Origin of the sequence: Streptomyces niveiscabiei, from assembly GCF_033794345.1 — a bacterium.
GTDB classification, from domain to species: Bacteria; Actinomycetota; Actinomycetes; order Streptomycetales; family Streptomycetaceae; genus Streptomyces; species Streptomyces niveiscabiei.
The window spans coordinates 50,206-67,499 of sequence record NZ_JARAYJ010000001.1 but is presented as its reverse complement, the minus strand read 5'-3'; the positions used below and the strand labels follow the sequence as shown (position 1 = coordinate 67,499).

General features: G+C 71.0%; 10 protein-coding genes. 7 read left to right on the top strand and 3 right to left on the bottom strand.

What is annotated here, in order from left to right; translation table 11 throughout:
- Positions 1-11: 11 nt before the first annotated feature.
- Both PV682_RS00260 and mmuM read right to left on the bottom strand, forming a co-directional pair.
- The gene (locus tag PV682_RS00260; RefSeq protein WP_319722685.1) at positions 12-1,067 is read right to left on the bottom strand and encodes a LacI family DNA-binding transcriptional regulator; all 1,056 of its coding nucleotides are present in this window, start codon (positions 1,065-1,067) and stop codon (positions 12-14) included.
- A 235-nt stretch (positions 1,068-1,302) separates the two neighbouring features.
- The gene (gene mmuM / locus PV682_RS00255) at positions 1,303-2,220 is read right to left on the bottom strand and encodes a homocysteine S-methyltransferase (RefSeq protein WP_319722683.1); all 918 of its coding nucleotides are present in this window, start codon (positions 2,218-2,220) and stop codon (positions 1,303-1,305) included.
- Between the two features lie 126 nt (positions 2,221-2,346).
- Between mmuM and PV682_RS00250 the strand changes: the two genes are divergently transcribed.
- The 3 genes from PV682_RS00250 (at position 2,347) to PV682_RS00240 (ending at position 6,247) form a co-directional block, all read left to right on the top strand.
- The gene (locus tag PV682_RS00250; RefSeq protein WP_319722681.1) at positions 2,347-3,720 is read left to right on the top strand and encodes an amino acid permease; all 1,374 of its coding nucleotides are present in this window, start codon (positions 2,347-2,349) and stop codon (positions 3,718-3,720) included.
- 129 nt (positions 3,721-3,849) lie between these two features.
- Positions 3,850-4,836 (top strand): glycoside hydrolase family 43 protein, encoded by a 987-nt coding sequence (locus PV682_RS00245; protein WP_319723323.1) that lies wholly within the window; start codon positions 3,850-3,852, stop codon positions 4,834-4,836.
- A gap of 1 nt (position 4,837) precedes the next feature.
- Positions 4,838-6,247: an RICIN domain-containing protein gene (locus PV682_RS00240; protein WP_319722679.1), complete on the top strand. Its 1,410-nt coding sequence runs from the start codon at positions 4,838-4,840 to the stop codon at positions 6,245-6,247.
- Positions 6,248-6,290: 43 nt separating this feature from the next.
- Here the strand turns inward: PV682_RS00240 and PV682_RS00235 are convergent, their stop codons facing one another.
- Positions 6,291-7,997 carry a rhamnogalacturonan lyase B N-terminal domain-containing protein gene (locus tag PV682_RS00235; RefSeq protein WP_319722677.1) on the bottom strand — a complete coding sequence of 569 codons (1,707 nt, stop codon included), beginning with the start codon at positions 7,995-7,997 and terminating at the stop codon, positions 6,291-6,293.
- Between the two features lie 240 nt (positions 7,998-8,237).
- On the opposite strand from PV682_RS00235, the gene PV682_RS00230 reads away from it, so the two are divergent.
- From PV682_RS00230 to PV682_RS00215, 4 genes are all read left to right on the top strand, one after another.
- The gene (locus tag PV682_RS00230) at positions 8,238-9,281 is read left to right on the top strand and encodes a rhamnogalacturonan acetylesterase (RefSeq protein ID WP_319722675.1); all 1,044 of its coding nucleotides are present in this window, start codon (positions 8,238-8,240) and stop codon (positions 9,279-9,281) included.
- Positions 9,282-9,400: 119 nt separating this feature from the next.
- Complete coding sequence (locus PV682_RS00225; protein ID WP_319722673.1) at positions 9,401-11,092, top strand: DUF2264 domain-containing protein; 1,692 nt, start codon at positions 9,401-9,403, stop codon at positions 11,090-11,092.
- A gap of 49 nt (positions 11,093-11,141) precedes the next feature.
- Positions 11,142-16,376: a caspase family protein gene (locus tag PV682_RS00220; RefSeq protein ID WP_319722671.1), complete on the top strand. Its 5,235-nt coding sequence runs from the start codon at positions 11,142-11,144 to the stop codon at positions 16,374-16,376.
- Complete coding sequence (locus PV682_RS00215) at positions 16,373-17,257, top strand: hypothetical protein (protein WP_319722669.1); 885 nt, start codon at positions 16,373-16,375, stop codon at positions 17,255-17,257. Before PV682_RS00220 ends, PV682_RS00215 begins: the two co-directional genes overlap by 4 nt.
- Positions 17,258-17,294 lie beyond the last annotated feature (37 nt).

Here is a 17,294-nt window from a genome sequence, read left to right as displayed (position 1 = left end):
GTTACAGCCCGTTACTGCAAGCCTTTCGGCGGCTTCACCGAGTCCCGGACGACCACATGCGTCCCCAGCAGCAGATGCTCGTCCGACGCGCCCGGCGCGCGCCCCAGGGCCGTGCGGACCGCGACGCGGCCCAGCTCCTCGTACGGCACGTGCACCGTCGTCAGCGCCGGGTACAGGTCACGGGCGTACGGGATGTCGTCGTACCCGGCGAGCGAGACGTCGTCCGGGACCTTCAGGCCCGCCTCGTGCAGCGCCGTCAGAGCGCCCGCCGCGACCATGTCCGTCGCCGCGACGACCGCCGTGAAGTCGAGGCCGTCTGCGAGGGCCCGGCGCATCAGACGGTGGCCCGAGTCGCGGGTGAAGTCGCCGTGCAGGACGAGCGCCGGGTCGACCTCGACGCCGCGTGCCCGGTGCGCGCTGGTGTAACCGCGTTCCCGGCCCTGCGCCGTCGTGTGGTCCGGGCGGCCCCCGAGGAACAGCACCCGGGTGTGGCCCTGCGCGAGGACGTGGGCGACCAGGGCGTGGGCGCCGGACTCGTTGTCGTACTCGATGACCGTGACCGGCGCGCCCGGGTTCAGCGGGGGGCGCCCGCATAGCACCAGGCGCGAGCCCGCCGAGGCCAGCGAGTCGGCCATGCGCGTGGTGCGTTCCCGGTACTCGGGGGTGTCCGCCGTGCCGCCCACGAGGATGACGGCGGCGGCCCGCTGCGCCCGCATCATCTCCACGAACTCGGTCTCCTGGCGTACGTCGCCCTCCGTGCCGCACACCAGGCACAGGTGGCCGTGGCGCGCGGCCTCGCGCTCCACGCCGTACGCCATCAGCGCGAACGACGGGCCGGTGATGTCCTCCAGGACGAACGCGAGCGTGGGGGTGCCGACCCCGGCGACCGCCTTCGCGCGCGCGTCGGCGACGTAGTCCAGGTCCCGTACCGCGCGCATCACCCGCCCGCGCGTCTCCGCGCTCACCGGATACACCCCGCCCAGCACCCGCGACACGGTCGCCGCCGACACCCCGGCGCGGGCCGCGACGTCCCGGATCGTGCTGCGCTCCCCGCTCTTCCTGGTCATGTTCCGCCCCTCTTCGCCCCGTGCTGCGCCCGTGAGACCGGTGGAAACCCACGCAGTAACCGCTTTCCGCCGGGGGCCGGTCCGCGTCCCCGCGCAACTGCGGAAACGGTTCGGGTAAACGGTTCCCAGCGGGGAGGCTAGCAGCGTGCGAGGGGGTGGGGACGGGCCGGCGGGCGATCGGGGCCGGGGCGTTCCACGCGCCCGCCCCGACGGGGCGGCACCGCGCCCGCCCCAGCTAGTCCGCCAGCGTCTTCGCGATCGACGCGATGGCCTCCGGGCCGACCCGGCAGCAGCCGCCGATCAGGCGGGCGCCCGCGGTGCGCCAGCCCTCGACCTCCTCCGGGGCGAACGAGGAACTCCCCGTCCAGGCGCGGGCGTTCGCGTCCCAGCCTTCGCCGCTGTTCGGGTAGACGACCACCGGCTTGCCGGTCACGCGCGCCGCGATCTCCACCGCCCGCGTCGCGTCGCCGGGCGCGCAGCAGTTGACGCCGACCGCGACGACCTCGTCGACGTCCGCCGCCAGGGCGAACGCCTCCTCCAGGGGCTGGCCGGCGCGCGTGCGGTCGCCCTCGACGCTGTACGAGAGCCAGGCGGGGACCCCGAGGCCGCGCACGACCTCCAGGAGGGCCTCGGCCTCGTCGGCGTCCGGGACGGTCTCCAGGGCCAGGACGTCGGGGGCCGCCGCGGCCAGCGTCTCGATGCGGGGGCGGTGGAAGGCGGCGAGTTCCGCGACGGTGAGGCCGTAGCGGCCCCGGTACTCGGAGCCGTCGGCGAGCATGGCGCCGTACGGGCCGACGGAGGCGGCTACGTGGAGGGGGCGCCCGGCATCGGCCCGCCGTGCCGCTTCCCGCGCCAACTCCACGCTCAGGGTGAGGAGTTCGCTCGCCCTCTCCCGCTCGATCCCCCGCTTCGCGAACCCCTCGTACGTCGCCTGGTAGCTCGACGTGATCGCGACGTCCGCCCCCGCGAGGAAGTACGCGAGGTGCGCCTGCGTGATCGCCTCCGGCACCTCCGCGAGGAGCCGCGCCGACCACAGCTCGTCGCTCAAGTCGTGCCCGGCGGACTCCAGTTGGTTGGACATGCCGCCGTCGAGGACGAGGCAACCGGCGGCGAGGGCCTCGGTGAGGAGCGGGGAGGGCGTTTCGCTGGTCATGCTCCGACGCTAGTCGACACGGCGCGGGCGGGCCGATTGTGTCCAGTTCGTGAACGGACTGCCCACGATGTGGGATACGGGGATACGATCACGCCCCCTCGTCCCGAAACCGCCCCTGGAACCACGATGACCTCCGCCAGCGCCCCCGAAGCCCCCGCAGAGACCCCTCCCCGTCCGGCGTCCCCGCGCCGCACCTTCGGCCTCACCGCCGCCACCGCCCTCGTCATGGGCAACATCATCGGCGGCGGCATCTTCGCGCTCCCCGCCGCCGTCGCTCCCTACGGCACCCTCAGCCTCCTCGCCTTCGTCGTCCTCTCGGTCGCCGCCGTCCTCCTCGCTCTGCTCTTCGGCAAGCTGGCGAAGCGCAGCCCCGTCACCGGCGGCCTGTACGTCTATCCGCGCGACGCGTTCGGCCCGTTCGCCGGGTTCCTGTCGGCGTGGTCGTACTGGACGATGTGCTGGGTCTCCATCGCCGCGCTGGCCGTCGCGGTCGTCGGCTACGTCGACGTCCTGATCCCGCTGCACGGCAACCACGCGCTGGAGGGGCTCGTCGCGCTGCTCGCGCTGTGGCTGCCGGCCGCCGCGAACTTCGCGGGGACGCGCTGGGTCGGCACGGTCCAGATCGTGTCCACGGTGCTGAAGTTCGTCCCGCTGCTGCTCGTCGCGACGATCGGCCTCTTCTTCGTCGACACGGACAACTTCGGCCCGTTCAACGCGACCGGCGACAGCGTCCCGGGCGCGCTCGCCGCCTCCGCCGCCCTGCTCCTGTACAGCTTCCTCGGTGTCGAGTCGGCCGCCGTCAGCGCGGGCGAGGTCGAGAACCCGGAGCGCAATGTGGGCCGCGCGAGCGTACTCGGCACGCTGGCCTCGGCGTTGGTGTACATCCTCGGCACGGTCGCCGTCTTCGGCCTCGTCCCGCACGCTCAACTCGTCGAGTCCGGCGCCCCGTTCGCCGACGCGGTGAACGCCGTCACCGGCGGCACCTGGGGCGGCACCGCCATCGCGCTGGTCGCCGTCGCCTCCATCGTCGGCTGCCTCAACGGCTGGATCCTCCTCGCGGCTCAGATGCCGTACGCGGCGGCCCAGGACGGCCTGTTCCCGAAGCCGTTCGCGAAGGTCGGCAAGGGCGGCGTCCCCGGCTTCGGCGTGTGGGCGGTCGCCGTGCTCGGCACCGCGCTGATCGGCCTCAACTACACGGCGGGACCGGACACCACGTTCCGGGTCCTCGTGCTCATCACGACGTTCACCGGCTGCGTGCCGTATCTCCTGTCCGCCGCCGCCCAGTTGTACTGGCTGGCGCGCGGGACGCGTGAGCGCGTACGGCCCGCCGGGCTCGTCCGCGACCTGCTCGTCGCCGGGCTGTCGTTCGGGTTCTCGTTCTGGCTGATCGCCGGGGCGGGCTACGCGGCCGTGTACCAGGGCGCGTTGTTCCTGTTCGCGGGGATCCCGGTGTACGTCTGGCTGAGGGGACGCCAGGAGGGGCCCGAGACGCAGGAGTAGACCGCCCCGAAAGCCCTGGTCGAAAATCTTCGAAACAAGTTTTAGAAAACGCTTTCTCCCGAGTCACGTCAGACCCGTTGACCTTGTCGTAACGCGCACTTACCTTTTCGCCGATCGGAATGTCACGTTCTGTTCGCAGTGTCGAACACCGCTCGTGAGGTGCGCCCCCACATGAACCCCCTCGTCCTCAACCGCGCCGACCCCCAGGCGCTCCGGCACACGGACGGCCACTACTACTTCACGGCGACCCACCCCCAGTACGACCGCATCGTCCTGCGCCGCTCCCGCACCCTCGAGGGTCTCGCCGAGGCCCCCGAGTCGGTGATCTGGAACGCCCACCCCACGGGCGACATGGCCGCCCATATTTGGGCTCCGGAACTCCACCGGGTCGACGGCGCCTGGTACGTGTACTTCGCCGCCGCTCCCGCCGAGGACGAGTGGAGGATCCGCATCTGGGTCCTGGAGAACCCGAACGACGACCCCTTCGAGGGGAGTTGGACGGAGAAGGGCCGCGTCGAGACGGAGTGGGACACCTTCTCGCTCGACGCGACCACGTTCGTACACAAAGGGGTCCAGTACTTGGCCTGGGCCCAGGCGGACCCCACCCGCGAGGGCCACAACACGGCGATCCTGCTCTCCGCGATGGCGAACCCCTGGACCCTGAGGGGCCCTCAGGCGGTCCTGTCCGCACCGGAGTTGGAGTGGGAGTGCCGGGGCCACAAGGTGAACGAGGGCCCGTACGTCATCACGAGGGACGGCCGTATCCACCTCACCTACTCCGCGAGCGCCACCGACCACCACTACTGCGTCGGCCTCCTCACCGCCGACGCGGAAGCCGACCTGCTCGACCCGGCCGTATGGACGAAGTCCCCGCTCCCGGTCCTCGCCACCAGCGAGGCGAACGGCGTCTACGGCCCCGGCCACAACTCGTTCACGGTCGCCGAGGACGGCGAGACGGACGTGATCCTCTACCACGCCCGCTCCTACAAGGAGATCGACGGCGACCCCCTGGACGACCCCAACCGCCACACCCGCATGCAGCCGTTCGGCTGGAACCCGGACGGCACACCGGACTTCGGCGTCCCCAGCGCCGACACCGCTAAGGAGAGTGCGTGAGATGAGACGTGTGTACGCGATCCTGATCGCCCTCTGTACGGCCCTGGCCGGCGCCCTGGCCCTGGCCGGTCCCGCCCAGGCCGCACCCCAGACGCTCCCCAACGGCGTCCAGTTCACCGACACTTCGGGCAACGCCGTGCACGCCCACGGCGGCGGTGTCATCAAGGTCGGCTCCTACTACTACTGGTTCGGCGAGGACCGCAACGCCGACAACACCTTCCGCTCGGTGGACGCCTACCGCTCGACCGACCTGAAGACGTGGGAGTTCCGCAACCGCGTCCTGACCCAGTCCAGCGCGAGCGAACTGGGCACGGCGTACATCGAACGCCCGAAGGTCATCTACAACGCGTCCACCGGCAAGTTCGTGATGTGGATGCACAAGGAGAACGGCGTCGACTACGGCGAGGCCCGCGCGGCGGTCGCCGTCTCCGACACGGTCGACGGCAACTACAGCTACCAGGGCAGCTTCCGCCCCCTCGGCCAGCACATGTCCCGTGACATCACGGCGTTCGTCGACACCGACGGCACCGGCTACATGGTCTCGGCGGCGAACGAGAACTACGACCTCCACATCTACCGGCTCACGGCCGACTACACCGGCATCGCGAGCCTCGTCGCCAACCCCTGGGCGGGCGGCCACCGCGAAGCACCGGCCCTCTTCAAGCGGGGCGGCGTGTACTTCATGCTGACTTCGGGCGCCACCGGCTGGAGCCCCAACCAGCAGCAGTACGCCACCGCGACGAACCTCGCCGGTCCCTGGTCCGCGATGACGAACGTCGGCGACTCGACGGCGTACGGCTCGCAGACCGCGTACGTCCTGCCGGTCCAGGGGACTTCGGGCACCTCGTACCTCTACATGGGCGACCGCTGGGGCAACTCCTTCGGCGGCAAGGTCAACGACTCCCGTTACGTGTGGCTGCCGTTGACCTTCCCGAGCAGCACCTCGATGTCGATGTCGTGGTCCCCGGAGATCACCGTGGACACCGCCGCCGGGACCGTCTCCGGGGTCAGCGCCACCTACAACACCCTGGTCGCGCGCCACAGTTCGAAGTGCGCCGACGTCGCGAACCAGTCCCTGGCGACCGGCGCCGCGATCAGCCAGTACACCTGCAACAGCGGCGGCAACCAGAAGTGGTGGTTCAAGGACCTCGGCACCGGCTACTACCAACTGATCGGCCGCCAGAGCTCGTTGTGCCTCCAGGAGAACGCGAGCAACGTCACCCAGGAGAACTGCGGCAGCGCGACGACCCAGCAGTGGAGCGTCACCGCCTCCGGCAGCTACTGGCTCGTGAAGTCCCGGGCGAGCGGCGAGTGCCTCGACGTGAACGGGGGCTCCACCGCCAACTCGGCCGCGATCATCACGTACACGTGCAACGGCACGACCAACCAGCAGTGGACGCGCGGTAGTTGATACCGAGGAGGGTCCGGAGCCGTCGGCCCCGGACCCTCTCCTCTCACGTCAGCAGATCGATCGCGTCGATCGCCGTCCCCGCGCTCAGGAACCCGGTCGACCCCGACCCGCTCACCACGTTGATCTTCAACTGGTTGTACTGGCTCGTGTCGGTGAGCCACGCGCTCGCCGGAACGCTGTACGTGAACGTGTAGTTGTTCCCCCGGTACGACCCGTTCGTCAGCGACCGCGTGCTCGGCTGGGTGGGCGGCGTGGGGAGCGGCGACGTCCAGGAGTCGTTGACGACGACCTGCGGACGGCCGTTCGCGTACGCGGTGGTGACCCCGATCCGCAGCGTGTGCGCGGCGGCGGCCTGCGCGGCCGTCAGCTTGAAGTACACGATCAGCCCGGAGTTGACGTCCTTCCAGAGGTAGCAGGGGAAGGCGGACGTCTCGCCGCCGCTGCCGATCACGACGTTCCCGGTCCACGCCGAGGCGCGGGTGTCGGAGGGGTGCGCGTACGTCATCAGGTCGGCGTTCTTGAACCCGCTCGGCGTGCCGTTCCAGTCGCCGATGCGCCAGATCGTCCCCGCGTTGGAGGGGTCGTTGGAGGACGGGATCGCGATGGAGTTGAGGGTGGTCGTCCCGCCGGCGGTGACGTTCACCGGCTGCGTGTAGACGGCGAGTTCCCCCTTGAACACCGTCAACGTGTACGCCCCCGGCAGGACTTGCCCGATGGAGAAGAAGCCGTCCGAGGAGCGGACCGAACCCCAGTACTGGGCCGTCGAGTTGGCGAGGCCCACGGTGTACGGGTACGCCGTGTTGCGCCCGGTGATGCCGACGCCCGCGACCTTGCCCCGGCCGCCGGAGCCGACGTACCCGGAGATGCCGAGCGAGTCCGCCCAGGGTGTCGTCAGGGTGCCCGCGTACAGCGCGGAGGAGGGGGCGCCGCCGTCGGTGAGGGCGATGACGTACGGGCCCTGGAGGCCGAAGCGCTCGTTCTCGGTCTGGTTCTGGGCGTAGTGCAGGATCTCGTACAGGCCGCCGCCGTCGGCGCTCTGGTGGCGCAGCAGGGAGCGGTAGAAGGGGCCGCCGGACGCCTTCTCGTGGTTGGAGCGGACGATCCACAGGCCGACGCCGTTCGCGCTCCAGCCGACGTAGTTGTAGTCGATGACCCGCAGCTTCGAGTAGTGCTTCGAGCGGGTCTGGCCGTCGGACTTCCGGAAGACGTCCGACGCCTCGATGGTCGTCGGCGCGTACGTGTAGGAATCCGGCTCGTCGTTGAGGAACAGGCCCGCTTTGACGCGCAGGATGAAGCGGGTCGACGCGACCGAGGTGTCGGCGCGGTTGGTCCACAGGTAGATGTTGTTCTCGCCGCTGCGGGCCGCGTAGTAGTGCCGGAGCGTGCCGTAGGCCACCGAGACGAGGATCGTCGAGCCGGACTGCGCGATCGTCACCGTCGAGGAGCCGAGGCCCGACTCGATGTGCGAGTTCTTGCCGCCGTAGCCCTGGTACTCGGTGCCCTTGTAGACCAGCGAGGACAGGTCGCCGTTGGACTTGCTGACCTTGAAGACCAGGCTGGCGCCGGTGTCCACGACGTAGTTGGAGCCGTCGTCGCTCCAGCCGAAGCCCGCCGCCGAGGCGCCTGCGGCGAGCGGACCCGCGAGGGCGGCGGTCCCGGCGGCGGCTGCGGCGCCGACGACGAAGGCACGGCGGCCGACTCCCGTCGCGGTGGCGGCTCTCGCGTTTTCGGACACGGTGTTTTCGGACATCTGGGGAGCCTCCTGTGGGGTGGGGGGTCGAGATGCGGGGGTGGGTGCGGGTGCCGGGTCCGTGATCGGCTCGACCGGGCTCCGGCTGTCAGCAGAGTGACAGTTGAATCGATTTCGCGAAAGGGCTTTCGCTTGCAGGAGGTTGGCAATCATGTGAAATGGGTCCAGAGTCTAGAAAGCGCTTGCCGAAGCGGGTACGGTCCTGCCGCCAGGCCCTGTCCCACCCATCAGGAGCACCGAGTGAGACGTTTCAACATCGCTGTGCTGGCCGCGCTCACCCTGAGCACCGCCCTGTCCGCGGCCCCCGCCCAGGCCCACCCCGGCGGCCCGCGCCTCGGCCTCGCCAACTGCACCGCCACCGCCTGCCACTTCGACGTCCCGCCGGGCACCTACGACGTACAGGTGCTCCTCGGCGGCAGCGCCGCGTCCGCCACGAGCATCACCGGCGAGACCCGCCGCTCCCTCCTCCCGGAGACGGCCGTACCCGCAGGCGAGCGCACCGCCCGCAGCTTCACCGTCGACGTCCGTACGCCGGAAGGCGAACCGACCGGACCCGACGGCACCCCCGGCCTCGACCTCGCCCTCGGCGGCAGCGCCCCCGCCCTCGCCGGCATCCGGGTCACCCCCGCCCGGCACGCCCGCCAGATCTTCCTCGTCGGCGACTCCACCGTCTGCGACCAGCCCGGCGACCCGTACTCCGGCTGGGGCCAACAGCTGCCCCAGTACCTGCGCAAGGGCCTCTCCGTCGCCAACTACGCGGATTCCGGGGAGAGTACGGTCACCTATCTGTCGAACCCTCAACTCTGGGCCACCGTCCAGCCGTTGATCCGGCCCGGCGACCTCGTCCTCGTCCAGCTCGCGCACAACGACAAGACGACCGACGAGGCCACCTACCGCGCGAACCTGGAGGCCCTCGTCGCCGGGATCCGGGCGCAGCAGGGCCGGCCCGTCCTCGTCACGCCCATCGTCCGGCGCTGGTTCAACTCCGACGGCACCCTCAACAACGGAACCGCCCTGCTGGTCAACGGACTTGGCGTCGACCACCCCGCCGTGATCCGCTCCGTCGCGGCGGCCCAGGACGTCCCGCTGATCGACCTCACCGCCAAGACCAAGGCGCTCGTCGAGTCGCTCGGGCCCGAGGGGTCCAAGGCGGTCTACCTCTACAACGAGAAGCGCGACAACACCCACACGTCCGTGCATGGAGCGACCCTGTACGCGCAACTCGTACGGGACGAACTCACCGCACAACACCTCGTACCGGCGGGCTTGGTGAGGGAAGGGTGACTGGGGTGGCGTTCCCCGGGGAATGAGCCCGTACGAGCCCCTGGGGCGTCCCGACCGGAACCGGGGCGCCCCAGGTCCATGAACACCGCAGAGCCGCAGCCCGAGAAGAGCGTCCGCACATGCACCTCCCCCCTCCCGACCCCGCCCTCAGCCCGGCGACCGGCTACACCCGCGCCCACTGGGAACGCGCCGCCGACACCCTCCTCGCCGCGACCGAGCCGTACGCCACCCCCGACCGCGCCCTCTACCACTTCCCCGGCGACCGCCAGAGCTGGTCCGGCCGCCTCTCCGACGGCCTCGAAGGCTACGCCCGCACCCTCCTGCTGGCCGCGTTCCGCCGCGACGAGACAGCCCTCGAACGCTACGCGGACGGCCTCGCCGCCGGCACGGCAGGCGCCTGGCCGAAGATCGAACACCGCGGCCAGCCCCTCGTGGAGGCCGCCTCCATCGCCCTCGCCCTGCGCCTCACCCGCCCCCTCCTGTGGGACCGCCTCGACGACGCCGTACAGCAGCGCGCCGCCGCCTGGCTCACCGACGGCCTCACCGCCGAACCCTGGCCCTGCAACTGGGAGTTGTTCCCCGTCACCGTCGGCGGCTTCCTCGCGTCCATCGGCCACGAACCCGACGCCTCCCGCCGCGCCATCGACCACGGCCTCGAACGCGTCGAGCAGTGGTACGTCGCCGACGGCTGGTACACCGACGGCGACGGCCGCAAGTTCGACTACTACAACGGCTGGGCGATGCACCTCTACCCGGTCCTGCACGCGTGGCTCGCGGACGACGAGAAACTCCTCGACCTCTACGGAGGCCGCCTGGAACGCCATCTCGCCGACTACGCCCGCCTGTTCGGCGCCGACGGCGCGCCCATGCACCAGGGCCGTTCCCTCACCTACCGCTTCGCGACGACGGCCCCCCTCTGGCTCGGCGCCCTCACCGGCCGCACCCCCCTGAAGCCCGGCGAGACCCGCCGCCTGGCCTCCGGCGCCCTGAAGTACTTCCTGGACCGCGACACGGTCTCCCCGCAGGGCCTCCTCACCCTGGGCTGGCACGGCCCCGACTCCGGTGTCCTGCAAGGCTATTCGGGCCCGGCGTCCCCCTACTGGGCCAGCAAGGGCTTCCTCGGCCTCCTCCTGCCCCCGGACCACGAGGTCTGGACGGCCGTGGAAACCCCGTCCCCCTCGGAGCGCGAGGACGCCCTCACCCCGCTGCCCGCCCCCAACTGGCTGCTCCAGTCGACCCGTTCGGACGGCATCGTCCGCCTCCACAACCACGGCAGCGAGGACACCCGCTACGACCCGTACTACACGCGCCTCGCCTACTCGACGATCACGACCCCCGCGCCTGTTCCCGACAACAGCGTGCTCATCGGCGACGACCCCACCCGCACGGACATCACCCCCCTCGGCACGGGCCCCGACTGGATCGCGTCCCACCACACGACGGCCACGGACGCCCGCGTCACGAGCGTCACCCTCGCCCAAGGGGCCGTGGAAGTACGGGCGTTCCTGGTGTCGGGCGCCCCCGAAGGCACCCCCGTCCGCATCACGGGCTGGCCCGCGTCCGAAGGCACCCGCTCCGAACTCGTGACGGTGAAGGGCGAGCGCACCGGCCCCGACCCGACCCTGTTCGTCGCCCTGGCGAGGCTCACCGGCGAGGCGGAACCCGGGGAGTTGAGCGAGGCGGTCGACGTGGAGACCACCGGAGAAGGGGAGTTGACGGTCCGGTGGGCCGGAGGCGGTTCGGTGAACGTCCGGATCGGCGTCGGCGAGGTCACCGTCAGCCGCCGGGACCATCCGGCTGCCGGAGCGTGATCGCTTCGCTACAGTGGTCGATATCGCGGACGGGGGCCGGAGGTTGGCGATGCGGGAGGGTCGGCGTTTCTTCATCGCCCTGGGCGTCGAGCGCTACCTGAACCTTCCCGAGCACGAACAACTCGGGAGCGTACCCTCCGACATCCGCGCGGTAGGCGAACTCCTCGCCGGGTTCGGCTACCAGCACGTCCTGCCCGGACTCGGCGAGTACGCGAGCGCGGACCAGATCCGGCAGAAACTCCGCCACTGGTCCGCGGACGCCGCCCTCACCCCCGACGACGTCGTCGTCTTCTACTACGCCGGACACGGCCTCGTACAGGACCGGGACCGCCACTACCTGCTGTGCTGGGACTCACGGGACGACGAGGACGCCGCGACGACCGCCCTGGCCACCGAGGACCTGGTCCGTATCCTGTGCCGGGGCGACCTGAGCCACCTCCTCCTCGTCCTCGACACCTGCGCGGGCGCGGCGGGCAGCGCCGACGCGACGGCCCTCGCCCTCCAGACGATCGCCTACCGGCGCGGCGGCTCCGGAACCGCCGGCGGACTCTGGTTCCTGGCCTCCGCCCGCCGCAAGGACCTCGCCGAGGAAGGCCGGTTCGCCACCGCGCTGCCCGCCGCCGTCCAGGTCACCACCGAACGCACCGGCCAGCGCCAGCAGTTCCTCGACCTGACGGAACTGGTCAAGGCCGTCAACGAACGCTTCGAGGCCGACGGCACCGGCCAACGCGCCGAACTCGCCAGCGGGTTGGTCACCGGACTCGCCCCCTTCCTCCCCAACGCCGACTACCGCGAGGCACTCCCGCCCATCGGCACCGACCTCGAACTCCAGCGCAGAGCCGCCACGCTGGACCTCGTCGACCACTTCGGGCCCCGCTCGCGCGGCGTCGAGTTCGAGTCCGAGCACGGCCTCTACTTCAGCGGCAGAACCCGCGTCCTCACCGAACTCACCCAGTGGCTCACCGCCCCGGAGGGCGACGGCCGGGGCCGCGTCGTCACCGGACCGCCGGGCTGCGGCAAGTCCGCCGTACTCGGCCGGGTCGTCGCCCTCTCCGACCCCGGCTACCGGGCCCGCTTCGACCTCGACGCCCTCGACCCCGCCACCGTCGTCCCCGAGAGCTGCGTGACGGCCGCCGTGCACGCCCGGCACAAGCGGCTCGACGAGATCGTGGAACGCATCGCCGTCCACCTCGGCATCGACGCCGACGGCACGGCCGCGCTCCTCCAGGAACTCACCCGGCGCGGGCGCGCGGGCTCCCCGACCGTCATCGTCGTGGACGCCGTCGACGAGGCCGGCTCCGACACCGCCGCCGACGCGGGCGGCCACGGCGAACCCCGCCGCATCACCCGGGAGTTGCTGCGGCCCCTGTCCGAGATCCCCGGCGTACGGCTCCTCGTGGGCACCCGCCCCGAACTCGTCGGCCCGCTCGGCGCCACCTTCCACCCCATCGACCTCGACCGCCCCGGCTACCGCGCCGAGCGCGCCGACGTCGCCGGGTACGTCACCAAGATGCTCCTCGCCGAAGAGGAACCCCACGTCCTCAGCCCCTACCGGGACCGGCCCGCACTGGCCCGAGAAGTCGCGGCCGGAGTCGCCGCCAAAGCCGCCGGAGTCTTCCTCTACGCCCGCACCACGGCCCGCACCCTGCGCTCCGACCTCATCCCCGTCGACGTCCACCGCCCCGGCTGGGCCGACGACCTCCCCAGCGAGATCGGCGAGGCGTTCGACGACTACCTCGCCCGCTTCGGCCCCGACGAGACCCGGGTACGCCGCATGCTCCTCCCCCTCGCCTTCTCCGAAGGCACCGGCCTGCCCCGGGGCCGGATCTGGACGTCCCTCGCCACCGCCCTCTCCGGCAGAGAATGCACAGAAAGCGATATCACCTGGTTGCTGGACGTCGCCGGCGCGTACGTCGCCGAAGTCGTCGACGACGACCGGCGCTCGGTGTACCGGCTCTACCACAAGGCCCTCGCCGAACACCTGCGGCGAGCCGCCGCCGGGCGCACCACCTCGGAGGTCCAGGCCGCCGTCCACCGCGCCCTCACCGACGTCGTCCCCGCACTCCCCGACGGCGGCCGGGACTGGTTCTCCGCGCCGCCCTACGTACGCCAGCACCTCGCCACCCACGCGGCGGCGGCCGGGCTCCTCTCCGACCTCATCGGCGATCCCGGGTTCCTGCTGGCCTGCGAACCCCTGGGCCTGCTACGGGCGTTGGCGTCCGTCGACGGGGACGCGCCGCGCCGGATCCGGACCGCGTACGAACAGGTCGCCCACCGCCTCACTCCCGACCGGCCGTTGGGCGACCGGGCGGCCGACCTCCAGCTCTCCGCGCGGCGTTGCGAAGCCGACGAACTCGCCGAGCGCATCGACCGGTTGGGGGTCTCGCTGCCCTGGACCGCGCGGTGGGCCTGGTGGTCGGCCAGCGGTACGCATCGGTTGCTCAGCGGGCATGCGGATCGGGTGGACTGTGTCGCGGTCGGGGACCTCGACGATCGGCCCATCGCCGTAACCGGCAGCCCTGACGCGACAGTTCGGGTGTGGGACCTCACGACACAGCGGCAGATCGGGGAGCCGTTGCGGGCAGGGGTGGCGGTGGGGGCGGTGGCGATCGGTGAACTCGGGGACTACACCGTTGCGTTGGTGGGGCGGGTGGATGGGGTGATTCAGGTGTGGGATCTGTCTGCGGGACAGTTGTACGGGGGTGCGCTGACCGGACACACCAACAACGTTCAGGCGATCAGCATCGGGCTGCTCGGGGATCTGCCGGTGGCGCTGAGCGCGGGGAACGACGGGACGGCGAGGGTGTGGGACCTTGTCGAGCGGCGGCAGTTGGGGGAGGTGCTGCTGGGGCATCGCCGGACTGTGCGAGGGGTTGCGCTCGCGGAGGTCGAGGGGAGGGCGGTGGCGGTTACGGGTGGAGACGATCGGGCTATTCGGGTGTGGGACCTGAGCGGATTGACGGCGGGGCAGAGCGCTCGCCCTATTGGCAGCCCTTTGATCGGGCCGGCGGAGTTGGTCACCGCGCTGTGCGTGGGAGAAGTTGACGGCCGTACAGTCCTGTTGGCCGGAGACCGTAGCGGACTACTGGGCCTGTGGGACCTGGCACAGCGGCGTCAGATCGGCCAAGCTGTCGTTGCGCACCGGTACTTCGGGGCCAGCGGGGTTGAATCCGCAGTGCTCGGCCGCTTCGGCAGCCGGATGGTCGCGCTCACCTGCGGACGTAAAGAGGCCAGGTTGTGGGAACTGCCCGCCCTGCGCCCGGTCGGTCCGCCGCTGCGTGGACACGTGGACGACATCCGGGCCGCCGCGCTGGCTACCCACGGCGAGACCTCGCTCGCGGTCACGGTCGGCCGCGACCGCACCGCCAGGATCTGGGACCTTTCCTCCGATCAGCCGGAGGAAGGGCACAGCGGAGAGGTCCATAGCGTTGCCCTGTACCAGGCGGGTGATATGCCGGTGGCGATCACCGGAGGCGGCGACGGCACGGCCCGGCTCTGGGACCTTCGCGGGCACGTCCCGGTCGGGGTGCCTATGGCAGGGCACTTCGGGCGGGTCCGGGCAGTGGCTCTCGGCAGCGTCGAAGGACGACTGATCGCGCTCACCGGGGGAGAGGACACGGAAGTCAGGATCTGGGACGCGCTGACAGGCATGCCCGTAGGGGAGCCGCTGACCGGACACACCAACTCTGTGCGACGCGTAGCTCTGGGGGTCCTGCGTGACACGCCGGTCGTCGTAAGCAGCAGTGGGGACGGCACGATTCGTGTCTGGGACTACGTGACCGGACGCCTGCGGACACCCCCGCTGTCGGGACACATCGGCGGAGTGCACTACATGGCCGTACGCGCGGTCGGCCAGGGTATGGAGATCGCCGTCGCGACCGCCCTCGGACATGCCTACCTCTGGCGGGTTACGGGTCCTCGGATCGATTCGCCGGAAGCCCACTTCGACCTCAAGAAGCTCTCCCTGAATGCCGACGCGATTGGAGTGGCTTTCCTCGACGATCGCCCCGTGGTTCTGTCGACGTATGAGGGAAACGGCGTCCACATCTACGACATCGTGACCCGGGAACTCGTGGGGCCCCCGCTCCTTGGACACACTGCCTGGGCCTTGCGCGCGAATCTCGCCAAGGTCCAGGGCCGCACCCTGGTCGCTTCTGTGGGCTCCGACGACACCGTGCGGGTGTGGGACCTGGCTACAGGGAGCCCACTGGGGCCTGCGCTCGAAGGTTCGACCAGGGTGTCGGAGGCGAAGACGTGTCCCGCACCGGCTCTCGGGACGGTCAACGGCACACCGGTTGCCGTGAGCGCCGACAACCGGCAGGTGCGCGTGTGGAACCTGGCGACCATGCTTCCTTCAGGCGAGCCGCTCAGCGGCGCCGATCGGAGCCTCGTCTCGGCGGACATCGTCCAGCTTTCAGGCGGCCGTTCAGTTCTAGTGACCGGCAGCCGATTCAGCGGTGTACGACTGCACGCTCTTGAGGACGGGCGGCAGGTCGCGCCGCACATCACCTCCGCCGGCTCCGGGCTCTACGGCGCGGCGAGCGCGAGGGCGGGGGACCGCCCGGTGATGGTCACGAGCAGTTGGTCGGGCGTCGATGTATGGGCACTGGAGCCACGCGAGCGGTTGATCAGGCGCTTCGGCACCACGTGGGGAGCCTTGCCGCACACACTTGGTGGCGGAACGTTCGTGGTCTCCGTAGCGGGTGATTTCACCCTGCACGCCTGGGAGTTGGACACCCAAGCCCCGTACGGCCCTCCCATGACGGGTCACACCGCCCGCGTCACCGCCCTCCGCAGCGGCCCACCCGGCGCCGAACACCTCCTCGCCAGCGCCTCCCTCGACGGCACAGTCCGCCTCTGGGACCTCCGCACCGGCGCCCCCGCCGCACCTCCGATGGCCGACCACGCCATGGGCGCCCACAGTGTCGACTTCCTCCGCCTCGACTCCACCGACCTCCTCGTCTCCGGCGCGGGCGACGGCACCCTCCGCTTCTGGCACCCCCTCACCGGCGAACCGGCAGGCCACCACCTCGCCCCGTTCCCGTCCCCCGTCCGAGCCCTGGTCTGCGCCGAGGTCCACGGCACGCCCCTCCTCGTGGCTGGCGACGGCTTCGGTCTCCTGCGGATCTGGAACACCCGGGACCCCGGCTGGACGACGGAGTTGGACGTCGGCAGCGGCATCAACGACATCGCCGTTGCGGAAACCGGTTACGTCTGTCTCGCCACCGAGATGGGAGCCGTAGCACTGGGTCTCGCCTCGGCCGACCCCGGAGAGAGCCCATGACCCGTGTCGTCCTGGTCCACGGCATAGCCCAGCAGCACAAGGGCCCGGAGAGCCTGCTCGCCGACTGGTACCCGGCGCTCAGCGACGGAGTCACCCTGAACGGCGGCGAGTTGGCCCGCGAAGACGTGGCCATGGCCTTCTACGGCGATCTGTTCCGCCTCCCGGGCCACCGGGGCGTGGGGGTGCCGGACTGGGACGCCTCGGACGTCGAGGCGGGCCTGGAGGAAGACCTTCTGCTCGCTTGGTGGGAGGCGGCGGCGAAGGCCGAACAACCCGTACCGGGACCGGAGTTGGCGGCCAGAGCCCGCACACCCCACCGGGTGCAGCGGGCCCTGGACGCCCTGAGCCACTCGGCGTTCTTCGCCGGACTCGCCGACCGGCTCCTGATCTCGGACGCCCGCCAGGTACGCCGCTACTTCACGGAACCGGACGTCCGCACAGCGGTCCGCGCCCGTCTCCTCGACACGCTCAGCGAGCGGACGGAACTGGTGATCGCGCACTCCCTCGGCTCGGTCGTCGCGTACGAAACCCTGTGCGCGCACCCGGAGTTGCCGGACCTGGTACTGATCACCCTCGGCTCGCCCCTCGCCGTGCACGGCCTGGTCCTCGACCGCCTCGATCCGCCCCCGTACGTGGACCGGGCCCGCTGGCCCGCCTGTGTCATCCGCTGGACGAACATCGCCGACCGGGGCGACGCCGTCGCCCTGAACAAGGAACTCGCCCCGGTCTTCGGCCCCCGGGTCACCGACCGCCTCGTGCACAACGGCGCGAAGGCGCACGACGTACGGCCGTACCTCACGGCACGCGAGACCGGTGAGGCGGTCGCGACGGCGCTGCGGCGTCAGGGCTTCGGCCGCGAGTGGGGAAGGGGCCGCCGCTGAAAAGGAGTTCGCGCTCGTCGCCGCGGTGCACAAGGAT

Bases quoted from the DNA above. Each gene is read 5' to 3' on its own strand.
- mmuM (WP_319722683.1), bottom strand. From the start codon at position 2,220: ATGACCAGCGAAACGCCCTCCCCGCTCCTCACCGAGGCCCTCGCCGCC.
- PV682_RS00225 (WP_319722673.1), top strand. From the start codon at position 9,401: ATGCACCTCCCCCCTCCCGACCCCGCCCTCAGCCCGGCGACCGGCTAC.
- PV682_RS00215 (WP_319722669.1), top strand. From the start codon at position 16,373: ATGACCCGTGTCGTCCTGGTCCACGGCATAGCCCAGCAGCACAAGGGC.
- PV682_RS00220 (WP_319722671.1), top strand. From the start codon at position 11,142: ATGCGGGAGGGTCGGCGTTTCTTCATCGCCCTGGGCGTCGAGCGCTAC.
- PV682_RS00240 (WP_319722679.1), top strand. From the start codon at position 4,838: ATGAGACGTGTGTACGCGATCCTGATCGCCCTCTGTACGGCCCTGGCC.
- PV682_RS00235 (WP_319722677.1), bottom strand. From the start codon at position 7,997: ATGTCCGAAAACACCGTGTCCGAAAACGCGAGAGCCGCCACCGCGACG.
- PV682_RS00250 (WP_319722681.1), top strand. From the start codon at position 2,347: ATGACCTCCGCCAGCGCCCCCGAAGCCCCCGCAGAGACCCCTCCCCGT.
- PV682_RS00260 (WP_319722685.1), bottom strand. From the start codon at position 1,067: ATGACCAGGAAGAGCGGGGAGCGCAGCACGATCCGGGACGTCGCGGCC.